Here is a 21512-nt window from a genome sequence, read left to right as displayed (position 1 = left end):
CCGTGGCGTATGCGGCAAGGCCTCTTCTGCGCCAGCCCTCCCCGCCGCCCTCTTTGCTGTCCTTCCCGCCGCCCTTCCCGCCGCCCTCGCCGCGGGCTTCGCCGCCGTCGCGCGCCCCGGGCAGCTCCGGCACCCGTACGGGGACCGGCCGGGTCTCCGGCAGCGCCCGGAAGCACAGCACACTCACCACCGACAGAGCGAACAGCCAGACCGCGACACCCCACGGCGGCCCGTCCGCGCCGTCCGAGACCGCCGTCGCGACGATCGGGGTCAGCGCGCCGCCCAGCACCCCGCCCAGGTTGTACGCCGTCGACGCGCCCGTGCAGCGCACCCGGGGCGGGAACAACTCCGGGAGGTAGGCGCCGATCACCGCGAACATGGTGACGAACGCGAGCAGCGACACCGCCAGGCCGAACGTCATCAGCACCGGCTGCGCCGTCTGCAACAGCCACACCATCGGGAACGCCCACAGGCCCATCGCCACCGAACCGGTCAGGCACAGCGGACGCCGTCCGAACCGGTCTCCGAGGATCGCCACCACCGGCGTGGACACACCCTTGAGCAGCACCGCGACCATGACGCACCCGAGGACCACCGTCCGGCCCACGCCGAGGTTCTCCGTCGCGTGGTGCAGCGCCCACGTGGTGGCCGTGTAGAAGGTCGCGTAGCCCGCCATGAGGCCGCCGGCCGCCAGCAGCGTCAACCGCCAGTGCTCCCGTACGACTTCGGTCAACGGCAGGGCGTCCTGCCCCTGTTCCGCCGCGGACGGCTGTCCCGCCAGCCGCTTGTGTGCCAGCTCCTTGAAGGCCGGGGTCTCCTCCATCGACGCGCGCAGCGCCAGCCCGGCCAGGGCCAGCACGCCGGCGAACCAGAACGGCACCCGCCAGCCCCACGACTCGAACTGCGCGTCCGTCAGGTTCGCCGACAGGGTCAGCATCACGCCGTTCGCCAGGAGGAAGCCCACGGCGGGGCCGGTCTGCGGGAAGCTCGCCCACAGTCCGCGCCGCCCCGGCGGGGCGTGCTCGGTGGCCAGCAGTACCGCGCCGCCCCACTCGCCGCCGAGCCCCAGGCCCTGGAGGAAGCGGAGCGACACGAGCAACACCGGTGCCGCGACACCGATGTGACCGTACGTCGGCAGCAGCCCGACGAGCACGGTCGCCAGACCGGTCAGCAACAGGGAGAACACCAGCACGGGGCGCCGCCCGTACCGGTCCCCGACATGCCCGAACAGCACTGAGCCCAGCGGCCGGGCGAGGAAGCCGACGGCGTACGTGGCGAACGCCGCCAGTGTCCCGGCCAGATCGGAGAACTCCGGGAAGAACAACGGGCCCAGGACGAGCGCGGCAGCCGTCCCGTACACGAAGAAGTCATAGAACTCGATCGCGGTCCCGGAGAAGGACGCTGCCGCGATCCTCATCATCGAAACCGGCTCCGGCGGGCGTTTCTGCGGCAATTCGGTCGTGGTGGTCACACCGGACCAACGACCGTACGGGTGAACCGGTTGTCACCCGCCGGGGGGAGCGGGCGGCGAGGCCCCGTCGCGCGCCGGGGGCCGCACCTGCGGCGGCTGGGCGAGCGCGAGGTCACGCTGCCACTGCGCCCCGGGCGCGTCGTCCCCCGTGTGACCGAGCGCCCAGGCCGGGTTCTGGCACATCGCGGTGTGCGCCAACTGCGTCGCGGGCAAGGTCACCGGCCACGCGAGCAGGTGCCCGCACAGCCACCAGAACCGGGTCAGGACGGTCGCCGAGGGGTCTTCGTCCCGCCGCCCGGTGTCCGGCCGCGACCGGAAGTACTCGTGCCGGTACCACGTGCGCAGCAGGTCAGGCCAGCGCTGCCCGGCCACCGGAGCGCCGTCCCGGTCCCGTAGCTGGCCGTCCGGGAAGTGCACCCTGCGGGCGATCACCGAGACCACCCGCAGGTTCAACGCCCGCCGCAGCGGCGCGAGCAGGACCGTCACGGTGCCGCACACGACCCAGGTCGTCACCGAAGGCGCGACCGCGAAGACCGCGAACACGACGGTCCCGACAGTGGCCAGGGGCAGCCCCACACTCCGTACGGCCAGCGGTTCGGTGTAGACCTTCAACGGAGTGATCGGCGAGTGGAACACGGTGTCCGGGTGTTCCCGGGTGCGCCCGTACGCGGCCTCGTCGAACCCCAGCCGGCGGGCCCGCCGCCAGGTGTGCAGTTGCGCCCAGGCCAGAGTGAACGACACGACAACGCCGGCGGTGCCGAAAAGCAGCCACGGCAGTGAAAGGTGCAGGGACATACACCGTCCCCCTTCGAACACGCGGTCGGAGAGTTCCCGCTGTGACGGAGCATTCCCGCCCATGACGCCTCTCATAGCTGTGATCCGGCCGCAGCTGACCGGTTTCCAAGAACCGCGTGTACGTTAAAGCACGTATCCGTACGCCGTGATCTTGAGGAGGTGCACCCGTGCTCGCGACACTGATCAATCTGGTGGTGCGCGTCCTCGGTCTTGACCTCCCGGCCACCGGCGGCCTGGCCGCCGTGCTCGCCGTGGCGCTGCTCAGCACGCTGACCGCCGTGCTCGCCCAGCAGTCCGGCGCGGACCAGTACGAATCCGGCAGCCCCGCACACGTGCGCGGGGCCGTGCTGCGTGCCCAGGCACTGCGCCTGGCCTTCCTCCCCACCCGCGATCCGGACGGTCCTGGGCGCTCGCGCCCCAGGGCCCCGGGACCGGCCCCGGCAGCCGCCGGGCGAGCACGGGTGAACCTCCAGAACCCCTGAGAAACCCCTGAGAAACCCCTGAAGCCCTGCCCCGGCGGCCTGCCTGACGACGCATCGCATCCGATGACCATCGTCCGGAAGGGCCACCCGCATGTCCGTGTCCAGCCGATTCACCGATCCCGCAGCCGATTTCGTCACCGCCTTCGCGCACGTGTTCGCGCCACTCCTGGGCACCGGTTCGGTCGCCGCCGCCGTCATCCTCACGACCATCGGCGTACGGATGCTGTTGCTTCCGCTGGCCTACGCCCAGGCCCGGGCCGGAGTCCTGCAAAAGCATCTGGCACCCCGGGTCGCCGAACTCAGGACCCGCCACAAGAAGGACCCGCGGGTGCTCCAGCGCGAACTGACCGCGCTGTACAAGCAGGAAGGCGGCTCGCAGTTCGCCGGCTGCCTGCCGATGCTCGTCCAAGCGCCGTTCTTCATGCTGGCCTACCACCTGTTCAGCGGGTCCGGGCTGGGCGGTTCGCTGTTCGGCACGCCGCTGGGACTGCACCCGTACAGCGGTTTCGCGGCGGCGTACGCGCCCGTCCTCATCGGCCTGGTCGTCCTCGCCGCAGTGGTCGCCTACGCGCACACCCGGCAGGCCGCACGGTACGCGGACCCCAACGCCCCGGTCCTCCCCGGCGCGTCACTCATGCGCTGGATGCCGTTCGGCACCGTCATCACCACCGCGGTCGTACCGCTGGCCGCCGGGCTCTACCTGCTCACCAGCTCGGCCTGGACGGCCGCCGAACGACCCGTGCTCCGCTACGTGGCCCAGCGGCGTTTCAGGGCGGTCAGTGCGACGGCATAGCGTGGAGTCCGGAAAACGGCGGTAGACAAGCCGTAGACAACGTCATACATCTGAAGGGCGATCACCCCGTGGCCACCAACCGGTTCAGCGCACCCTGCGCCAACTGCTCCACCCGCGTCGACGCAGGCCAGGGCGTCCTCGTCCGGCAAGGCAGCAAGTGGCTCACCTACTGCCCGGAATGCGAACCCAAGCCCGTCGCCCCCGCGCGCGGTGAGCACGCCGGCTGGCACCGGGGGGCCCTGGCGGCCTTCGACCTGGAGACCTCCGGCGTCGACCCGGAACAGGACTTCATCGTCACCGCCGCAGTGTGCGCCGCCGCCGGCACCTCCACCTGGCTGGTGGACCCGGGCAGCAAGGAGATCCCCGAAGAGGCCTCGAACATCCACGGGATCACCACGCAGTACGCCCGGGAGCACGGCCGCCCGGCGGTGGAAGTCGTTGAGGAGATCGCCCAGACGGTCGCCGGCCACTTCAAAGCCCGGACGCCGCTGGTCGTGTACAACGCCTCCTTCGACCTGACCTTCCTGGAGGCGGAACTCCGGCGCTACGGCCTCGCCTCGCTCGCCTCGCGGGTCCCGTACGTCGGCCCCGTCGTCGACCCGTACCTCATCGACAAGCAGCAGGACCGCTTCCGCAAGGGCAAGCGCACCCTAGGCGTGACCACCGCCTTCTACCAGGTGGCGCTCGACGACGCGCACACCGCCGAGGCCGACGCCCAGGCCAGTCTGCTGCTCGCCCGCGAACTGGGCGCGCGCTACCCCGCGGTCGGCACTCTCGACCCGGACGACCTGCACCGGCAGCAGGTCGACTGGGCGGCGGCGCAGGCGGCGTCGTTCCAGGAGTACCTCGACCGCACCAAGCCCGGCCACGGCGAAGTGATCAACGGTCAGTGGCCGGTGACCGCGGCCTGAGCTGCCCGCGGCCCGTCCGCGGCCGGGCATCGGCCGGGCGCCCGTGGAACAGCAAGACCGGGTGACGGAGAATCGCGGCCGACGCGATTCTCCGTCACCCGGTCTTGGCGGAGCCTCAGTTGTCTTCCGTCGGCCGGTGGACCTCAGCTGGCTTTTCGATCGGCCGGGGAACCTCGGCCGCCTCTGCCTTCGCCTTCGCCACGGCGGCGCCCGAAGCGCTCTCGAAGAACCGCAGCAACTCGACCGGGAACGGCATCACCAGCGTCGAATTCTTCTCCGCCGCGACCTCGACCACCGTCTGCAACAGCCGCAGCTGGAGCGCCCCGGGCGTCTCGGCCATGATCGCCGACGCGTCGGTGAGCTTGCGCGCCGCCTGGAACTCACCGTCGGCCGTGATCACCCGGGCCCGGCGCTCCCGCTCCGCCTCGGCCTGCCGGGACATCGAACGCTGCATGGCCTCGGGGATCCGCACGTCCTTCAACGCGACCCGGTCGATCTCGATCCCCCAGCCGATCGCCGGGCTCTCCAGCGTCGTCTCCAGGTCCTCGTTCAACGCCTCACGGTTGCTCAGCAGGTCGTCGAGCACGGTCTTGCCGATGATCGACCGCAGGGACGTCGAGGCCACCTGCTCGATCGCGTACACGAAGTTCTGCACCTTGATCGCGGCGTTGTACGGATCGACCACCCGGAAGTAGACCACCGCGTCGACCTTCACCGAGACGTTGTCCCGCGTCATGCCCTCCTGTGAGGGAATGGGCAGGGTCATCACCTGGACGTTGACCTTGGTCATCCGGTCCACCAGCGGGATCAGCAGCGCGAGGCCGGGTTCCCGCGGTCTGGCCTGCGCCCGGCCGAAGCGGAAGATGATTCCCCGCTCCACCTGGTTGACCACCCGGATCCCGCCGAACATCGCCCACAGCACGACAAAACCGACGACCCCGAGCAGTATCCACAGGACGATCACGAAGACTCCCGGTGCGACTGGGCCGGGCGCGTGTCCGGTACGGGCACGCGTTGCCGGGAGCTTCAAGCGTACGTTCGGATCCGCCGGACGCACAGGAGACGACACGTATCGGTGCAGTACGCGTTTCACCAAGCCCGCAGGTGCCCGCCTCCGTCCTGGGCCGCGCCCGCCCTCGTCCTGGGCCGCGCCCGCCCTCGTCCTGGGCCGCGCCCGCCCTCGTCCTGGGCCGCGCCCGCCTCCGTCCTGGGCCGCGCCCGCCTCCGACATAAAGTGGCCCGCATGAGTAGAAGCGCTGATGTGCTGCACGTCCGGGGCCGGGTTCTCGTCGGTCCCGAGGAGGTCCGGGACGAGCTGTGGGTCGTCGGCGGCCGGATCACCTTCGACCGCCCGGCCGCCGGGCCCGACGCGGTCATCGACGGCTGGGTCCTCCCCGGCCTCGTCGACGCGCACTGCCACGTCGGCATCGACGAGCACGGCGCGGTGGACGACGCGACCAGCGAACAGCAGGCGCTGACCGACCGGGACGCGGGTGCGCTGCTGCTCCGTGACGCCGGGTCAGCCGCCGACACCCGGTGGATCGACGGCCGCGAGGACCTGCCCCGGCTCATCCGGGCGGGCCGGCACCTGGCGCGGTCGCGGCGCTACATCCGCAACTACGCGCACGAGATCGAGCCGGGCGACCTGACCGCGTACGTGGTGCGGGAGGCCAGACGCGGTGACGGCTGGGTCAAACTCGTCGGCGACTGGATCGACCGCGACCGCGGCGACCTCGCGCCGTGCTGGCCGCTGGACGCCCTCAAGGAGGCCATCGCCGCCGCGCACGCCGAGGGCGCGCGGGTCACCGCGCACTGCTTCAGCGAGGAGTCGCTCCCGGACCTCGTCGAGGCGGGCATCGACTGCGTCGAGCACGCGACGGGACTGACGCGGGAACTCATCCCGGTGTTCGCTGAAAGAAACGTCGCCATCGTGCCGACGCTGGTCAACATCGACACCTTCCCGGGCATCGCGGCCGGGGCCGAGGCGAAGTTCCCGGGCTACGCGGCGCACCTGCGCGACATGCACGCCCGCCGCTACGAGACGGTCGCGGCGGCGTACGACGCGGGCATCCCGGTCTACGTGGGCACGGACGCGGGCGGCTCGCTGCCGCACGGCCTGGTCGCGCAGGAGGCCGCGGAGCTGGTCAAGGCCGGTCTGCCGGTGTCGGCGGTGCTGAACGCCACGGCCTGGGGCGCGCGTGCGTGGCTGGGCCGCGACGGTTTGAGCGAGGGTGCCGGAGCCGACTTCGTCGTGTACGGGACGGACCCGCGCGCGGACATCCGCACCCTGGCGGCACCGAAGGCGGTCGTGCTGCGGGGCAGGGTGGTGGCTCCGGCGCGGCCTTGATCGCTGAGCGGTGGATGGCTTCGCGGATGATCTCGGCTTCGCCTAGCCCGTCGGCTTTGGCAGCGGCTTTGATGATGGCGAGGTCTTCAGCGTCGGCGTAGACCGTGGTCCGTTTGAGTGTCATGAATATATGGCGCCGCAGGCATACCTTTGAATTTCCGGTACTCACGCCCGGTGCGCGGACCGGCGACCTGTAGGCCCGGTCGCGTACGCCTGATCACGAACCGCCCGGCCAGCCGCGGTCAGCCGCACTACCCGCTCCTCCCGCACCGGAGTCACCAGCCGCCCCACCTCCCCCAGGACCCCCTGCGGCAGCCGGGCCGGCAGCACCGCCGCCACCCCCACCGCCGCGATCGACAACCCGGGTGTCCCCACCGTGTCCAGGCCCACCGTCAGTCCGGCCGCCAGGACCGCGCCGGGAGCACTCCGTACGCCGAAAACGACAACGGCCGCGAACCACACCAGCCCGTACACCGGGTCGAAGGCCGTGGCGTCGAAGGACCTCCCGGTCATCCCGAGGAGGGCCCCGCCGAGCGCCGCGAGCGACGCCGACAGTGCGAAGACCGAAACCTTCAGCCGCGGCACGTCGATGCCGACCGCCCCGGCGCCCAGTTCGCTGTCGCGCATCGCCGACAGCAACTGCCCGGTGCGGCTGGACCGCACCTGCCAAATGGCCGAGAGAGCAACCGCGAGACACAGCAACTCAAGCAAATAGAAAGCCCGTTCGCCGGTGAACGGCCACGGGTGGTCAAGGTGCAGACCGGTCGTGAACAGCGGCTGGGCGAACACCAGGCGGCTCAGCACCGCCGCGACCGCGAAGGTGGTCAGCGCCAGCGCGAGTCCGTGCCGCCGCACCGCCGTCCGGCCGGTCAGCCACCCCACGGGTGCGGCGATCAGTGCGGCGGCGGACAGCCCCAACAGGCCGGGGAGCGCCGGAAGTCCGAAGAGCTGACCACTTGTCAGCGATGCGGCCAGCAGCGCGCCGAGCCCGGCATAGCCGGCCTGGCCCAGCGAGAGCTGCCCGGCGTACCCGGTCAGCAGCACCAGCGACAGGAGGACGACCGCCAGCGCGGGCACCTGCTGCGCAGTGCGTAGATCCTCCGGGCGCAGGAAGAACGGGACGAGGAACAGGACCGGATACGGCAGCCACCAGCCTGCCGGCGCAGGCGGAGACGGCCGTACGGAAGGACTCGTGCGACCGGCCACCTCGCGCAGCCGGGGCAGGGCCAGCAGTGCCACCAGCATCACCACGACGAAGAGGTTCGACTGCGCGGCCTGCAGCAACTGGCCCGTACGGCCCGCCGGTTCGACCCGGGACAGCTCGGCCTGCCCGATGCCGACGGCGAGCGCGGCCAGCACCGCCACCGGCAGGGAGACCAGGCGCGCGGCCACGGCCACGCCGAACGTCTCGAACACGAGCAGCGGCAGCCCGTACGGATCAAGCCGCAGGTGCGGGGCCAGGAGGATCCCGGTCAGCCCGGCGACCGCCGAGCCGAACGCCCAGCCCAGGGCCGACAGTCGGTCGGTGCGTACGCCGAACAGCGCGGCGAGGTCGCGGTTGTCCACAGTCGCCCGCAGCCGGACGCCGAGCAGGGTGTGGCGCGTCACCACGCCGACCAGGGCCGCGACAGCCAGCGCCGCGCACAACTCGGCGAGCGCCGACCGGGGCAGCGAAGCCCCGCCGGGCAGCCGGAACGACCCGCCCGGCAGGAGCGACGGCGGATCGAGTTTCACCTCCGTGCCCCACACCAGCGTCACCGCGCCGATGAGCAGCACGAAGACGCCGAGGGTCGTGGTCAGCCGCTGCGCGGTGTCCTGGAGACGGCGGAAGACGTACCGCTCCAGGACCAGCCCGAACGCGGGGGAGACGACCAGCACGTCGAACAGTGCGGCGGGGACTACGGGCCAGTGCCACACCCGCACTTGATGCCACAACAGGTAGGCCGCGGCCATCGCGGTCGCCCCGAAGGACAGGTTCAGCACCCCGGTCGCCCGGTAGGAGGTGATCAGCCCGACGGCGGCCAGCGCGGCGACGGACCCCACCCCCAGGCCGGCCAGCGCGAGGTCGACGGTGAGCACGGCTCAGGCCTCCGGCCTGGTCGGCCCGTCCGGCCGGAAGTCCCGGACCGGCGTCGAGCGTGCCGACGTGTCCGGCGGTGCCTTCCCGGATGGCACCTCCCCGGACGGCACTTCTTCGACAAGGAGCCGGTGCAGTTGACCCACCTGCCGCCGGGTCCGGGCGTCCGGACGGGCCGCGAGCACCGACCCGGCGACGATCAGCGCCGCCCCGGGCACCGTCGCCGAAGCCAGGTAGGGGATCTGCCGGGCCGCGTACTTCTCCCCGGAGACGCCGTACCAGCCCAGGAGGCACAACAGCACGCCGATCCCGGCGGCCAGCGGCCCGGCGTACCGGGACAGGAGGTGCCGCACCCGCAATGAACCGCCCATCGTGCCCACCCGTCGTCTAAGGTCCAGCAACCGGAGATTCAGCAACCGGAGTCCGGCAGCTGGAGTCCGGCAGCCGGAGTCCAGCCCCGAAGATGTCAGAGGTTCCGCAAGCAGTCTGCGCCCGGCGGACTAAAACCCGCCGGGATCCCTTCCAAAGATCGCCGCGACAGGAAACGATTGCGTACCGACCGGGGCTGCGCGGTGTTCTGTGCTGCGTCTTCGGAGAGAACATGCTTCCCCCACCGGGATTCTGATGGCACGTCGACTGATACAGATGGAGATCTGGACCATGGCACCGACTGGAACACGTAGCGCTCGCCGGGCCGCATGGGTCGCGCTCCCCGCAGTGGCGGCACTGCTCTTCACCGCCGGTTGCGGCGGCGACGACAAGAAGGACGACGCCAAGACGACACCGTCCGCCTCGGTGCCGGCTGCCGCGCCGACCACGCCGGCCCCGGCGACTTCCACCCCCGCCGCCCCGGCGACGACCGCCGGCGCCCCGGGCACCCCTGCGGCCCCCGGTGCCGCACTGACCGGCGAAGCCGCGACGATCGCCACGAACTGGGAGAAGTTCTTCGACGCGAAGACCCCCATCCCCGAGCGCAAGAAGCTGCTCCAGGACGGCGACACCAAGCTCAGCACGGCGGTCGACAGCCTGACCACCAACCCGCAGGTCGCCCCGCTCATGGGACAGGTCTCCGCCAAGGTGAACAAGGCCGAGGCCGCCGGTGACAAGGCGACGGTCACCTACGACATCCTGATGGCCGGCACTCCGGCGATGCCCGACACGCCGGGCAACGCGGTCAAGCAGGACGGCACCTGGAAGGTCGGGGCCAAGTCCCTGTGCACCCTCCTGGGCACGCTGGGCGCGGCTCCGGCGGAGTGTGCTTCCTACACCACGTGACCGACCACGTGACCGACCACGTGACCGACCGCATGACCGACCATGTGATCTACCGCGTGGTGTGAGACCAGGGGGTGACGGGCAGTGGGACGCGCGCGCGCAGTGCTGTGCGTCCTGCTGCTCCTCGCCCTCACGGCGTGCGGTTCGCGGCTGCCTGAGAGCGACTTCGCACAGCCGGGGCCCGGCCCGGCCACGGGCGGCAACCGGGCCTCCGACGTGGGGGTCACCCCGGACGAGATCACCGTCGGCATGGTCGACACCGCCTCGGGAGTGCTCGGCAAGGAGACCTTCTCCGGGCCGGTGTACGGCGCGCAGGCATACTTCAAGGCCCTCAACGACCGCGGCGGGATCAACGGCCGCAAGGTCAAGGTGGTGCGCTGCGACGACGAGGGCAGCGGCGCGGTGAACCAGGCGTGCGTGCGCCGCCTCGTCGACCAGGACAAGGTCTTCGCCTTCGCCGGCAACAGCGTCTTCAAGTACGACGGCGCCGGGTACGCCTCGGCCAAGGGTGTGCCGGACATCGGCGGGCAGCCGGTCGGGACGGCGTACGAGACCTACCCGCACCTCTACAGCCTCTACGGCAGCAAGGCGCCCAGGAACGGCACCGTCGGCTGGAACGGGCAGCTGTACGCGGACACCTCCGCCTACCGCTACTTCAAGGAGCACCTCGGCGCGCGCACCGCCGCCGTCGTCTCCTACAACCAGGCCGACTCCACGCGCTTCGCGCAGACCATCGCCGCCGGGCTCCGCGCCGAGGGCTACACGGTCGTCGGCAAACAGGTCGACTTCGCCCTGCCGAACTACGCCGCGGCCGCCGCTGACATGCGCAGCAAGGGCGTGGACATCGTCTTCGACGCGGTGGACAGCCGCGGCAACGCCCAGTTGTGCAAGGCGATGGACGACGCGGGGCTTCGGGTCGCAGCCAAGGTGACGAACGTGCAGAACTGGAACTCCCGTACGGGCGAAGACTTCAAGGACGCCCCGACGTGCCGGCAGTCCGTCTTCGCCACCGGGAACAGTCGGGCGTACGACGACACCGGGCACCCGGCCGTCGCGGAGTTCCGGGCGGCGGTGCGCACACACTTCCCCGACCGTGAAGGTCTCCTGTCCCAGTGGGAGCTGGAGGGCTGGGCGTCGGCGATGTGGCTCACCGACGCCGTCGCCTCCTGCGGCGCGGACGTCACCCGGGCCTGCGTCGAGCGATTCGTCAACCGGCCCGGGGGCTACGACGCGCGCGGACTGCTGATCCCCGTCAGGTTCACCGTGACCACCGCACAACAGGCGGCGGCCGTAGCACCGGTCTGCCTCAACGTGGTGCGCTGGCAGGACGCGGCGAACGGCGGCCGCGGCGGCTGGGCCGGACAGGTGCCCGACATGAACACCAACTGCGCCGACGTGCCGTCGCTGCCGTACAAACCGTGAGTCCCGCGGGCTTCAGTCGCGCCGCCGCAGACCCTCGATCGTCAGCAGCTGGCCCTGGATGCCCATCAGCAGGCCGCGGGACACCGCCCGGGCCGGGACCAGCGAACGCGGGGCCCGGATCGGGAACGGCAACGGCACCATCCCGTACGGACGGCGCGCGGGACCCGGCGCGCGTGCCGGGCCGGACGTGGAAGCGGGGGAATCTGGCATGTCGTACACCCACTCGTGGAGTCGTACCCGCCGACATAGGCGGGTGTTCTGCTCAACGATGGCGGATGCCCCAAGTAGCTGCCTGTCACACGGTTGGTGCACATCCGGCTCACCCGGGCGGCGCAGCGCGGACTTGACTGCGCCCCTGTGCTGCCTATATCCAGGCTCCAAGCGCGGGCTGTTCTGATTCCGGGCTCCAAGCGCGGGCGTCGTCCTCACATCCCCGTCGCTGCGCTCCGGGGCTGTTCGGCGCCCGCGCGTCGCCCGGTCAAACCGCGACCTCCGGTCGCGCTCGGGACGCTGCGCGCCCGTCGCCTGGTGGTGGCGCGGGTCCGCTCAGCTGCCTACGGGTGCGGTTTCCGGGCCGGGCACCCGGCCGTCTTGTACGAGGTCTTGTACTCGAAGTGCCACGCTTCGTTGTCGTAGGTCCGGCACCAGCCGTACGGGCTGCCCTTGCCCTGGAGCCACGTCTGCGCCGCAGCCGGGCCGATGTCGATCGCGTTGCCCTGGACGTGCGAGGACTCCGCCGGCGGCAGGACCCGCATCCGGGCCGCCGCGACGGAGCCCTTGTCCTTGACCTCGGCGTCCCAGATGCGCTGCTGGTGCTCCTGGGACCGCTTGCCCGAGGTCAGGCCGAGGGTGATCCCGGCATCCGCCATGGCGGTTTTGATCTTCGTGTACGCGGCGGACGCGTCCGGGTTCAGCTTGCCAGGGTTCGTGGCGTCGGCCTTATCCTGCGCGCTGGCCTCCGTGGCCGGGCCCTCATCCGTGTCCGGAGCGGAGGAGGTGGAAGCCGGTGCGGACGCCGACGGCGGTGCCGACGAGGGTCCCCGGCCCGCAGCGGCACTCGCGGACGGGCTCTGCGTCGCCGGCGGCTGGGCGAGCGGAGTCACCGACACCGGTTCCGGTGTGGGGGCCGAAGCCTTGTCGCCGCTGCCTGAACCGCACCCGGTCAGCGTGAGCGCGAGTGTCAGGCTCAGGGCCCCACCCGCCGCCGCCGTGCTCCGGATGCGTACTCCGGTCTGCTGTTTCACTGCACTGTCCTTCCCACGCGGATTCCCCGGGAGGGATCACGCGTGGTGGGGCGCGCGGGGTTACATAAACGGGTCGTGGCCTAAATCACACCGGTTGCGGCCCGGCCGCAGTCCGCCGTCCGTAGGCGGCTCCCCCCGGTGCACAGTGCGTACTCTGGGAACCTGGTCAGCCGAGGAGGAGCCCCGTGAGCGACGTAGGTCAGGCTAATGAACCGCAGGTGACCGGAGGTCTGGTCGACACCTTCGGGCGGGTGGCCACGGACCTGCGCGTCTCGTTGACGGACAAGTGCAACCTGAGGTGCACCTACTGCATGCCGGAGGAAGGTCTGCAGTGGCTGGCCAAGCCCGAACTGCTGACCGACGGGGAGATCGTCCGCCTGGTCCGGATCGGCGTGGAACTCCTGGGGATCGAAGAAGTACGGTTCACCGGGGGCGAACCCCTGCTGCGCCGGGGGATCGTGGAGATCATCGCCGCCTGCGCGGCCCTGGAGCCCCGGCCGCGGCTCTCCCTGACCACCAACGGCATCGGCCTGGCCCGTACGGCCGTGGCGCTGAAGGCCGCCGGGCTCGACCGTGTCAACGTCTCGCTGGACACTCTGAGCGCCGAGCGGTTCGCCACGCTCACCCGCCGGGACCGCCACGTCGACGTGCTCGCCGGTATGGCCGCCGCGCACGACGCCGGTCTCACCCCCGTCAAGGTGAACACCGTGCTCATGCGGGGCACGAACGACGACGAGGCCGCCGCGCTGCTGCGCTGGTGCCTCGGCCGGGGCTACGAACTCCGGTTCATCGAGCAGATGCCGCTGGACGCCCAGCACGGCTGGGACCGCACGCTGATGGTCACCGCCGAGGAGATCCTGGCGCAGCTCCGGGAGGAGTTCACCCTCACCGCCGAAGGACAGCGCGGCAGCGCCCCGGCCGAGCGGTGGCTCGTGGACGGCGGCCCCGGCAGCGTTGGGGTGATCGCCTCGGTGACCCGCCCGTTCTGCGGGGCCTGCGACCGCACCCGGCTGACCGCCGACGGCCAGATCCGCAACTGTCTGTTCGCGCGGGAGGAGTCCGACCTGCGGGCGGCCCTGCGGGGCGGCGCCCCGGACGACGAGATCGCGGCGCGCTGGCGTGCGGCGATGATGACAAAGAAAGCCGGGGCCGGGATCGACGACCCGGCGTTCCTCCAGCCGAGCCGCCCGATGTCGGCCATCGGTGGCTGAACGCGCGTTCCCACAGAGACATCTAACAGACTGTCAGGGAGAAGTCGGGCGACTTCGTACGCAGCTCCTGGAGGGCTCCGGCGGCCGGATCGTCGCCGAGGGGGTCCACCGCTCGACGGAGGGCGGCTCCCAGCCTGGTGCGCTCCGGCCCGCCGTCAACAAACCACCGGCGGCTTTGAACCCCTGAGACTCCAGGCATCCGTGATGCTCGGAGGCGTTACCGTCGCCGGGCGGGCCAGATGAAAATCGCAATAAGCGCCGTACAGACACAACCAACTGCGGTGACCGTCGCTACTTTCAGGGCGGACCAACTCCCGGTAGCGGAGTCATCAGTGGCTGGTGAGGCGTTTTCGCCGGACGTCGTGCTCTTCGGCGCGACGCGATCATTCCCTACAGGTTCTGAGGCTGAGCTGCTGCAGGTCCGCAGGTTTGTCGATTGTCAATGTGTAGGTCGGTTCACCGTCTGCGGCAGGGGTGGCCGAAGCCGGGACCGATGAGACCGCCCCGACGAGGAGGGTGGCTACCCCAAGGATGCTGCATCGTGCAACCCGGTACGGGTGCTGACGGTGAGTCAATTTCATGGGAGACTTGATCGACATCGCGGCAGTATTGGCAGGAAGAGGGTGGCGTCGACTCGTTGAAGCAACAGTCGCTTCGTCGAGGAGGAGCTGTTGCATGACCTCCTGCGGGGTCCGTTAGCCCGGACGGCGCCGGGGCCGGTTGTTGATCTCGCCGGCGATCGCCGTCAGATACGGCTGGTGCGTGGTGATGTCCGTGCCCTTGGGCGGGTACTCGCGGATGATCCGGTTCGTGTTCTCGTTTGTCGGCCGCTGCCAGGGCGAGTGCGGGTCGGCGAAGTACACCGGCAGACCCCCTGATCTCTACTGCCCGGTTTGACAAGCCGCCGCTAGGGGCGGCGGCCCTCCGGCTCGTCCGTCCAGTCGGCGAACGCCACGGTGTCCTTCAGGAACCCGCGGACGCCGAGGAAGGAACCCAGCGATTCGCGGTGCGCGTCGCACGCCAGCCACGTCTTGCGGCGCTCGGGTGTGTGCACCTTCGGGTTGTTCCACACGAGCACCCAGCGGGCGTCGTCGCGGCAGCCTTTTGCGGAGCAGATCGGGCGCTCGGGTTCACCCGTGGGAAAGAGCATGACCCCAGTGTCCCAGAGCCGCACTGACAGTCAGTCAGCTTCCGTCGAGCGCCGGCCGGAGCGCTGCTCTGTGTGATCGGTCCGGGCCTGTCGCGTCGACGGAGCCTTCCCCGCCCGCGGCCGCAAAACCGGGCCCGGACACGGGCGATGCCGGGCAGCCACGGGGGGAGCCGCCCGGCATCGCGTCGGTCGCTCCGACGGGGGATACGGAGCACGATTGGAAGTATCGCACGTCCACCGCCGGGATGAAGCCCCGACCGGACAGCTGGAACGACGTTTTTTCCACCCCCCGGAAACGGGCTGGACGGCTGCGGAAACCAGGTCCGGACAGAGTCCCGGACAGTTACTCTGTGTGCCCGTCAGATGTGTTCCGGGACTCGGAGCCGGCCGCACCGGACGGCTCCGAAGCAGAGGTTCCGGCCTCTCCGGAGACCCAGGTCGTACGGCCCTCCGGACCGGCGGGGCGGGCCAGCTTCTCGTCGTGCACGTCCGCGGCCTCGCCGCGCATCGTGCGCTGTTCGGCACCTGTGAGCACGGCACCCGGCGGCGGCTCGATCGCTTTGTGCGCCACCGGGGGGACCACCTGGGTCGGCACCACACCGGTGGTCTGCCGCCCCCGGCCGCCGTTCGCGATCACTACGGCGACGTACGGCAGCAGGAGCGCGGCCCCGAAGAAGACCCAGCGCAACGGCCCCGGGACGAAGATGCCCAGGACGAAGCACACGGCGCGGACTGACATGGAGATGACGTACCGGCGCTGGCGGCCGCGGATGTCCTCACTGAGGCTCTCGCGCGCACCACTGATCTCGTACACGGATTCCTTGGCGCGCCTGACCATGTCCACCGTCTCCCTGGCATTTCCGAACCCCGCACCGCAAACACCACAACGGTACGCCTGCCGGACCGCGAGCCCGCAGGGTGCCTCGGGATCCACTGCGACGACCTTGGAGTCTGCGGGACGGCAGGGCCCCGGAGACTCCAAGATCAGCAGCCAGGCGAGGGCGCGAAGCGCCCTGACCCGCACCACCGCGCGCCCGGGCCGCGTCACACCGAGGCGAGGGCGCGAAGCGTCCCGAGCGCGACCGGAGGTCGCGGCCCGACCGGGCGACGCGCTGGCGCCGAACGGCTCCGGAGCGCAGCGACCCGCACCACCGCGCGGCGAGGGCGCGAAGCGCCCGGGCCGCGTCACATCCGAGGCGAGGGCGCGAAGCGTCCGGGCCGCGTCACATCCGAGGCGAGGGCGCGAAGCGTCCGGGCCGCGTCACATCCGAGGCGAGGGCGCGAAGCGTCCCGAGCGCGACCGGAGGTCGCGGCCCGACCGGGCGACGCGCTGGCGCCGAACGGCTCCGGAGCGCAGCGACGGAGACGTGAGGGCGACGCCAGCGCTTGGAGCCCGGCATAAGCACAGCTCAGTCCAGCCGAATCACGTACTCCGGGGGCACAGCACCGGTGAGCCAGACCCCGTTGGCCGACACCTGGAACGCGTGGCCGTCGGCCGCCATCCGCGCCGCGTCGACGATCAGGACGACCGGGCGGCCACGGCGGGCGCCGACCCGGCGGGCCGTCTCCACATCGGGTGACAGGTGGACGTCGTGCCGGTCCATGGACCGGATGCCCTCGGAGAGGATCGACGCGGTGAACCGGCCGACCGTGCCGTGGAACAGTTGTGCGGGCGGGACTGCGGTGGCCAGACCGAGGTCGACCTCCACTGTGTGGCCTTGGTTCGCGCGGATCCTGGTGCCGTCCTCACTGAAGGCGAAACGTTGCTTGTCGTTGTCCCGGACGACGGACTCCAGCTCGGCGTGGGAGATCCGCGTGCCATGGCTCGCACACGCGGACAGCAGGGCCTCCACGTCGGTCCACCCGGCGTCGTCCAGCACGATCCCGAGGCGCTCCGGCTGGTGCCGGAGCGCCCGGGAAAGGTATTTCGAAACTTTGACGGTACGCCGTGCGTCCAGCAGTCCGTCCATCAGCCCGTGCCCCAGTGTGGTTGTGATGTCGCTGTTCCTTTCCGCGGAGCCGGGGCCGTGGACGGATTAGGTCACTGCGCCTGGCTCGGGGAACTCATGTTGAAGTCCGGCACCCGCAGCGCCGGCATCGCCGCCCGGGTGAAGTAGTCGCCCCACTCGCGCGGCAGGGTGCGCTCGGTGCGCCCCGCTTCGGTCGTCCTTCCCAGCAGATCGACAGGTGACTCGTTGAATCGGAAGTTGTTCACCGCGCCCACCACCTCGCCGTCTTCCACGAGGTAGACGCCGTCCCGGGTCAGACCCGTCAACAGCAGCGTCTGCGGGTCCACTTCGCGGATGTACCACAGGCAGGTGAGCAGGAGACCGCGCTGTGTGGAGGCCACCATCTCGTCGACCGACTTGTGGCTCTCCGGCGCCTCCATGACCAGGTTGTCGATCGAAGGGGTCACCGGAAGACCGGTCAGGCCAGCGGTGTGACGCGTGGTCAGCAGGTTCGTCAGCACCCCGTCGGTGATCCACGACGTCGGCTCCAGGGCCAGCCCGTTGTCGAACACCGACGACGAGTCGCCGGACACTGAGGCCGTGCTGAACGGCACGCACTCCAGACCCGCGTGCCGCGGGTCGCTGCGCAGCGTCAGCGGCAGCGGGCCGAGCTTCTCGCCGACGCGGGTGCCGCCGCCGGGCTTCGAGAAGACCGTACGGCCCTCATGGGCGTCCCGGGCCGCGGCCGACCAGTAGAGGTAGATCATCAGGTCGGCCACCGCCGTCGGCGGAAGGATCGTCTCGTAGCGGCCGGCCTTCATGTCCACCGACCGCTCCGCCCAGCCCAGGCGCCTGGTCAGTTCGGCGTCCAGCGCGGCCACGTCCACGTCGCGGAAGTCGCGGGTGGGCACACCCGCCCACGCGGAGCGCTTGAGGTCCGTCGACTTGCCGTTGACCTCGACGTGCCCGGTGGGCTGGTCGTGCCGGGCCCGCAGGCCGGCCGAGTTGCCTGCGTACGTCGAGGTCGTCTCGTGCTGCGCGAAGCCGTACAGCAGCCGGCCTGCGGACCTGGCCCGGCCGAACGCCTCACCCAGCGCCGGGGCGAAGTCGGTGAACACGTCGACCGATGTCCGCGTGGGGTCCTCGGTGAAACCGTCGGCGAACCGGGTGCCGCCGATGAGCGGTCCGGCGTCCTCCGCGGGACCGGCCTCGCGCGCCGCCGCTTCGGCGGACCGTACGAGATCTTCGATCTGATCGGTCGTCACACCGCTGCGCGACACTGTCGCCGACGCCGTCCCCTCGGCTCCGTCCGCGGTGGCGACCACGGTGAGCCGGCGCCCGCGCGTCAGGCCGTTGGTGGTCAGCGCGTTGCCGGCCCAGCGCAGGTTCGCCGCGGAAGTCTCCTCGGCGATGACGGTGCAGCCGTCCGTACGGGACAGGGACAGGGCACGTTCGACGATCTCACCAGGCCGCATCACCGACCACCTTCCTGCACGGTGTTGAGGATCTTGACATTGCGGAACCGCGCCGACGGGCAGCCGTGGCTGACCGCCGCGACCTGGCCCGGCTGGGCCTTGCCGCAGTTGAACGCGCCGCCGAGCACGTAGGTCTCCGGGCCGCCCACGGCGTCCATGGAACCCCAGAAGTCGGTGGTGGTCGCCTGGTAGGCGAAGTCCTTGACCTGGCCGGTCAGCCGGCCCTTTTCGATCAGGAAGGCGCGCTGCCCGGTGAACTGGAAGTTGTAGCGCTGCATGTCGATCGACCAGGACTTGTCGCCGACGATGTACAGGCCGCGTTCGACGCCTGCGATCAGGTCGGCGGTGGAGACCTTCTCAGCCGAGGGCTGGAGTGAGACGTTGGCCATCCGCTGGACCGGCACGTGCCCGGGGGAGTCGGCGAACGCGCAGCCGTTGGACCGGCCCAGACCCTGCATCAGGGCCATCCGCCGGTCCAGCTGATAGCCCGTCAGCGTACCGCCGGTGACCAGGTCCCACGACTGGGTTTCCACGCCCTCGTCGTCGAACCCGATCGTGGACAGGCCGTGCTCGACGGTCCGGTCTCCGGTCACGTGCATGACCGACGAGCCGTAGGCCAGTTTGCCCAACTGGTCGAACGTCGCGAACGACGTCCCCGCGTACGCGGCCTCGTAACCCAGCGCGCGGTCCAGCTCGGTGGCGTGCCCGATCGACTCGTGGATGGTCAGCCACAGGTTCGACGGGTCGACGACCAAGTCGTACGTGCCGGCCTCGATGGAGGGGGCCTTCACCTTCTCCGCGAGGAGACCCGGCAGCTCCGCCAGCTCCGCGTCCCAGTCCCAGCCGGTGCCGGTCAGGAACTCCCAGCCGCGGCCGACCGGGGGAGCGACCGTGCGCATCGACTCGAACGCGCCGGTCACCTTGTCGATGGAGATCGCGGTCAGCTGCGTCTGCAACCGCACACGCTGCTGCGTCGTGGTCGTCCCGGCGGAGTCCGCGTAGAACTTGTTCTCCTGAACGATCATCAGCGACGCGTCCACATGGTCGACGCCGGGGGCGTCGAGCAGCCGCTCCGTGAACTCCTGCAGCACGGCGACCCGCTCGGTCTCCGGGACGTCGAAGGGATTCACTTCGTACGAGGAGACCCAGGTCACGTCCCCGTACACCGGCTCGTCGGCCAGTTCGACGACCTCACCGTCGCCGGCGGCCTCGGTCACCGAACGTGAGACCTCCGCCACAGCGACGGCCAGCCCGGCGACCTCGGCCACCGCCTCCGGGGTCAGGTCCACACCGGCGGCGAAACCCCACGCGCCGTTGTGCACGACCCGGACGGCGAATCCGGTGTCGGTGGTGTCCAGGGCGGATTCCGTACGGCCGTCGCGCAGCCGCAGGGAGGCGTCCCTGATCCGTTCCAGGCGGAAGTCCACATGCTCGGCGCCCAGCTCGCGGGCGTGGGACAGGGCGGTCTCCGCCAGTTCACGCAAGGGCAGGGCGGCGAAACTGGGATCGATTTCGTGGGACACGCTGAAACCTCCCGGGTCCAGGGTCGGAAATGCGCGGTCGGGTGAGCACGCCCGAAACTGTCGTAAAAGTCGTCATGTCCGACTCGTGCGGACTGCCGCGCGCTGTCGCACACGGCTCGTTTGGAGAGTTCGGACAGTCTTGGGCGGGGTCGATTGTCGCAGGTCGATTGCTGCTACCGCTCGGTATGCAGATACGGTCGAACAACTGAAGCTTCCCACCCGCGCCCCGCATCCGTAACGGCGGCGGGTGGTCGTCGGAACCAAAGAAGGGGTGATCCGTTGAGCCGGTCCGTACTCGTCACGGGAGGCAACCGGGGCATCGGCCTGGCCATCGCCAAGGCCTTCGCCGCCGAGGGCGACAAGGTCGCGGTCACGTACCGCTCCGGCGAACCCCCCGAGGGTCTGTTCGGGGTCCGCTGCGACATCACCGACCAGGCCCAGGTCGAGCAGGCGTTCAAAGAGGTCACCGAGCACCAGGGCGCGCCCGAGGTGCTGGTCGCCAACGCCGGCATCACCAAGGACACCCTGCTCCTGCGGATGAGCGAGGACGACTTCACCTCGGTCATCGACACCAACCTCACCGGCACCTTCCGGGTGGTCAAGGCCGCCAGCCGGGGCATGCTGCGGGCCCGCAAGGGCCGGATCATCATGATCTCGTCGGTGGTAGGCCTCCTCGGCGCGGCCGGGCAGTCCAACTACGCCGCGTCCAAGTCCGGCCTGGTCGGCTTCGCCCGTTCGCTGGCCCGCGAGCTCGGCTCGCGCAACATCACGGCCAACGTGGTCGCCCCCGGCTTCGTGGACACCGCGATGACCGAGGTGCTCACCGACGAGCAGAAGAAGGCGATCCTCGGCCAGGTGCCGCTGGGCCGCTACGCACAGGTCGACGAGGTCGCCGGGGTTGTGAAGTTCCTGGCCTCCGACACCGCTTCGTACATCACTGGGGCCGTCATTCCCGTTGACGGCGGGCTTGGCATGGGGCACTGATTTGTTGCCGGGCTCCAAGCGACGGCGTTTTCCTCTCTGTTGCCGGGCTCCAAGCGACGGCGTTTTCCTCTCTGTTGCCGGGCTCCAAGCGACGGCGTTTTCCTCCTGTCCCCGTCGCTTCGCTCCGGGGCCACTCGGCGCCGTCGCGTCGCCCGGTCAGGCCGCGTCCTCCGGACGCGCTTCCTCGCTTCGCTCGGTCGCATCGGTGGGGTGGGGCTTGGCTCCGGGGCCACTCGGCGCCGTCGCGTCGCCCGGTCAGGCCGCGTCCTCCGGACGCGCTTCCTCGCTTCGCTCGGTCGCATCGGTGTGGTGGGGCTTGGCTCCGGGGCCACTCGGCGCCGTCGCGTCGCCCGGTCAGGCCGCGTCCTCCGGACGCGCTTCCTCGCTTCGCTCGGTCGCATCG

At 70.6% G+C, this 21512-nt stretch carries 19 protein-coding genes and 3 pseudogenes; 8 read left to right on the top strand and 14 right to left on the bottom strand.

Translation table 11 applies throughout. The features are described 5' to 3' along the window. Positions 1–124: 124 nt before the first annotated feature. Together AC0Z36_RS25555 and AC0Z36_RS25550 are read right to left on the bottom strand one after the other, a co-directional pair. Positions 125–1420: pseudogene (locus tag AC0Z36_RS25555) on the bottom strand (MFS transporter); the annotation flags it as partial. 84 nt (positions 1421–1504) lie between these two features. Next, positions 1505–2266, bottom strand: a complete 762-nt coding sequence (locus AC0Z36_RS25550) for a hypothetical protein (protein WP_485465401.1) — start codon at positions 2264–2266, stop codon at positions 1505–1507. Between the two features lie 167 nt (positions 2267–2433). On the opposite strand from AC0Z36_RS25550, the gene AC0Z36_RS25545 reads away from it, so the two are divergent. The 3 genes from AC0Z36_RS25545 to AC0Z36_RS25535 all read left to right on the top strand — a co-directional run bounded on the left by AC0Z36_RS25545 (position 2434) and on the right by AC0Z36_RS25535 (position 4452). Then, positions 2434–2748, top strand: a complete 315-nt coding sequence (locus AC0Z36_RS25545) for a DUF6412 domain-containing protein (RefSeq protein ID WP_485465400.1) — start codon at positions 2434–2436, stop codon at positions 2746–2748. A 91-nt stretch (positions 2749–2839) separates the two neighbouring features. After that, on the top strand, positions 2840–3541 hold the full coding sequence (locus AC0Z36_RS25540) for a YidC/Oxa1 family membrane protein insertase (RefSeq protein ID WP_485465399.1): 702 nt from the start codon (positions 2840–2842) through the stop codon (positions 3539–3541). 68 nt (positions 3542–3609) lie between these two features. Continuing rightward, positions 3610–4452 carry an exonuclease domain-containing protein gene (locus AC0Z36_RS25535; protein ID WP_485465398.1) on the top strand — a complete coding sequence of 281 codons (843 nt, stop codon included), beginning with the start codon at positions 3610–3612 and terminating at the stop codon, positions 4450–4452. Positions 4453–4567: 115 nt separating this feature from the next. On the opposite strand, the gene AC0Z36_RS25530 is transcribed toward AC0Z36_RS25535, so the two are convergent. After that, on the bottom strand, positions 4568–5416 hold the full coding sequence (locus AC0Z36_RS25530; RefSeq protein WP_485465397.1) for an SPFH domain-containing protein: 849 nt from the start codon (positions 5414–5416) through the stop codon (positions 4568–4570). Positions 5417–5695: 279 nt separating this feature from the next. Between AC0Z36_RS25530 and AC0Z36_RS25525 the strand changes: the two genes are divergently transcribed. After that, a complete protein-coding gene (locus tag AC0Z36_RS25525; RefSeq protein ID WP_485465396.1) occupies positions 5696–6799 on the top strand; it encodes an amidohydrolase family protein in 1104 nt (367 codons plus the stop codon). 19 nt (positions 6800–6818) lie between these two features. On the opposite strand, the pseudogene AC0Z36_RS25520 reads toward AC0Z36_RS25525, so the two are convergent. The 3 genes and pseudogenes from AC0Z36_RS25520 to AC0Z36_RS25510 all read right to left on the bottom strand — a co-directional run. After that, a pseudogene (locus AC0Z36_RS25520) lies at positions 6819–6923 on the bottom strand (ribbon-helix-helix protein, CopG family); the annotation flags it as partial. A gap of 41 nt (positions 6924–6964) precedes the next feature. Then, a complete protein-coding gene (locus AC0Z36_RS25515; RefSeq protein ID WP_485465395.1) occupies positions 6965–8878 on the bottom strand; it encodes a branched-chain amino acid ABC transporter permease in 1914 nt (637 codons plus the stop codon). 3 nt (positions 8879–8881) lie between these two features. Continuing rightward, entirely contained in the window at positions 8882–9247 is a 366-nt protein-coding gene (locus AC0Z36_RS25510) for a hypothetical protein (protein ID WP_485465394.1), read from the bottom strand. Positions 9248–9536: 289 nt separating this feature from the next. On the opposite strand from AC0Z36_RS25510, the gene AC0Z36_RS25505 reads away from it, so the two are divergent. Beyond that, positions 9537–10151 carry an MTB12 C-terminal domain-containing protein gene (locus tag AC0Z36_RS25505; RefSeq protein WP_485465393.1) on the top strand — a complete coding sequence of 205 codons (615 nt, stop codon included), beginning with the start codon at positions 9537–9539 and terminating at the stop codon, positions 10149–10151. 84 nt (positions 10152–10235) lie between these two features. Beyond that, positions 10236–11573 (top strand): ABC transporter substrate-binding protein, encoded by a 1338-nt coding sequence (locus AC0Z36_RS25500; RefSeq protein ID WP_485465392.1) that lies wholly within the window; start codon positions 10236–10238, stop codon positions 11571–11573. A 12-nt stretch (positions 11574–11585) separates the two neighbouring features. On the opposite strand, the gene AC0Z36_RS25495 is transcribed toward AC0Z36_RS25500, so the two are convergent. Then, positions 11586–11783 carry a hypothetical protein gene (locus AC0Z36_RS25495; RefSeq protein WP_485465391.1) on the bottom strand — a complete coding sequence of 66 codons (198 nt, stop codon included), beginning with the start codon at positions 11781–11783 and terminating at the stop codon, positions 11586–11588. A 344-nt stretch (positions 11784–12127) separates the two neighbouring features. Continuing rightward, positions 12128–12817: a M15 family metallopeptidase gene (locus tag AC0Z36_RS25490; protein WP_485465390.1), complete on the bottom strand. Its 690-nt coding sequence runs from the start codon at positions 12815–12817 to the stop codon at positions 12128–12130. A gap of 218 nt (positions 12818–13035) precedes the next feature. Between AC0Z36_RS25490 and moaA the strand changes: the two genes are divergently transcribed. Continuing rightward, on the top strand, positions 13036–14028 hold the full coding sequence (gene moaA / locus AC0Z36_RS25485; protein ID WP_485465410.1) for a GTP 3',8-cyclase MoaA: 993 nt from the start codon (positions 13036–13038) through the stop codon (positions 14026–14028). A gap of 704 nt (positions 14029–14732) precedes the next feature. Here moaA and AC0Z36_RS25480 read toward each other — a convergent pair. From AC0Z36_RS25480 to AC0Z36_RS25455, 6 genes and pseudogenes are all read right to left on the bottom strand, one after another. Beyond that, positions 14733–14900 (bottom strand): annotated as a pseudogene (locus tag AC0Z36_RS25480) (transposase); the annotation flags it as partial. A 35-nt stretch (positions 14901–14935) separates the two neighbouring features. Continuing rightward, positions 14936–15178 (bottom strand): hypothetical protein, encoded by a 243-nt coding sequence (locus tag AC0Z36_RS25475; RefSeq protein ID WP_485465389.1) that lies wholly within the window; start codon positions 15176–15178, stop codon positions 14936–14938. Between the two features lie 343 nt (positions 15179–15521). Beyond that, a complete protein-coding gene (locus AC0Z36_RS25470) occupies positions 15522–16016 on the bottom strand; it encodes a DUF3099 domain-containing protein (protein ID WP_485465388.1) in 495 nt (164 codons plus the stop codon). A gap of 571 nt (positions 16017–16587) precedes the next feature. Then, positions 16588–17148, bottom strand: coding sequence for an RNA 2'-phosphotransferase (locus tag AC0Z36_RS25465; protein WP_485465387.1), 561 nt, complete (start codon positions 17146–17148; stop codon positions 16588–16590). A 71-nt stretch (positions 17149–17219) separates the two neighbouring features. Beyond that, positions 17220–18602: a metallopeptidase TldD-related protein gene (locus AC0Z36_RS25460; protein WP_485465386.1), complete on the bottom strand. Its 1383-nt coding sequence runs from the start codon at positions 18600–18602 to the stop codon at positions 17220–17222. Further along, positions 18602–20125 (bottom strand): TldD/PmbA family protein, encoded by a 1524-nt coding sequence (locus AC0Z36_RS25455; protein WP_485465385.1) that lies wholly within the window; start codon positions 20123–20125, stop codon positions 18602–18604. The genes AC0Z36_RS25460 and AC0Z36_RS25455 overlap by 1 nt, the downstream gene beginning before the upstream one ends. A 279-nt stretch (positions 20126–20404) precedes the next feature. On the opposite strand from AC0Z36_RS25455, the gene fabG reads away from it, so the two are divergent. Continuing rightward, a complete protein-coding gene (gene fabG / locus AC0Z36_RS25450; protein ID WP_485465384.1) occupies positions 20405–21109 on the top strand; it encodes a 3-oxoacyl-[acyl-carrier-protein] reductase in 705 nt (234 codons plus the stop codon). Positions 21110–21512 lie beyond the last annotated feature (403 nt).

Source organism: Kitasatospora sp. UYEF31 (assembly GCF_057291755.1).
This window is presented reverse-complemented; position numbering and strand designations above follow the sequence as displayed.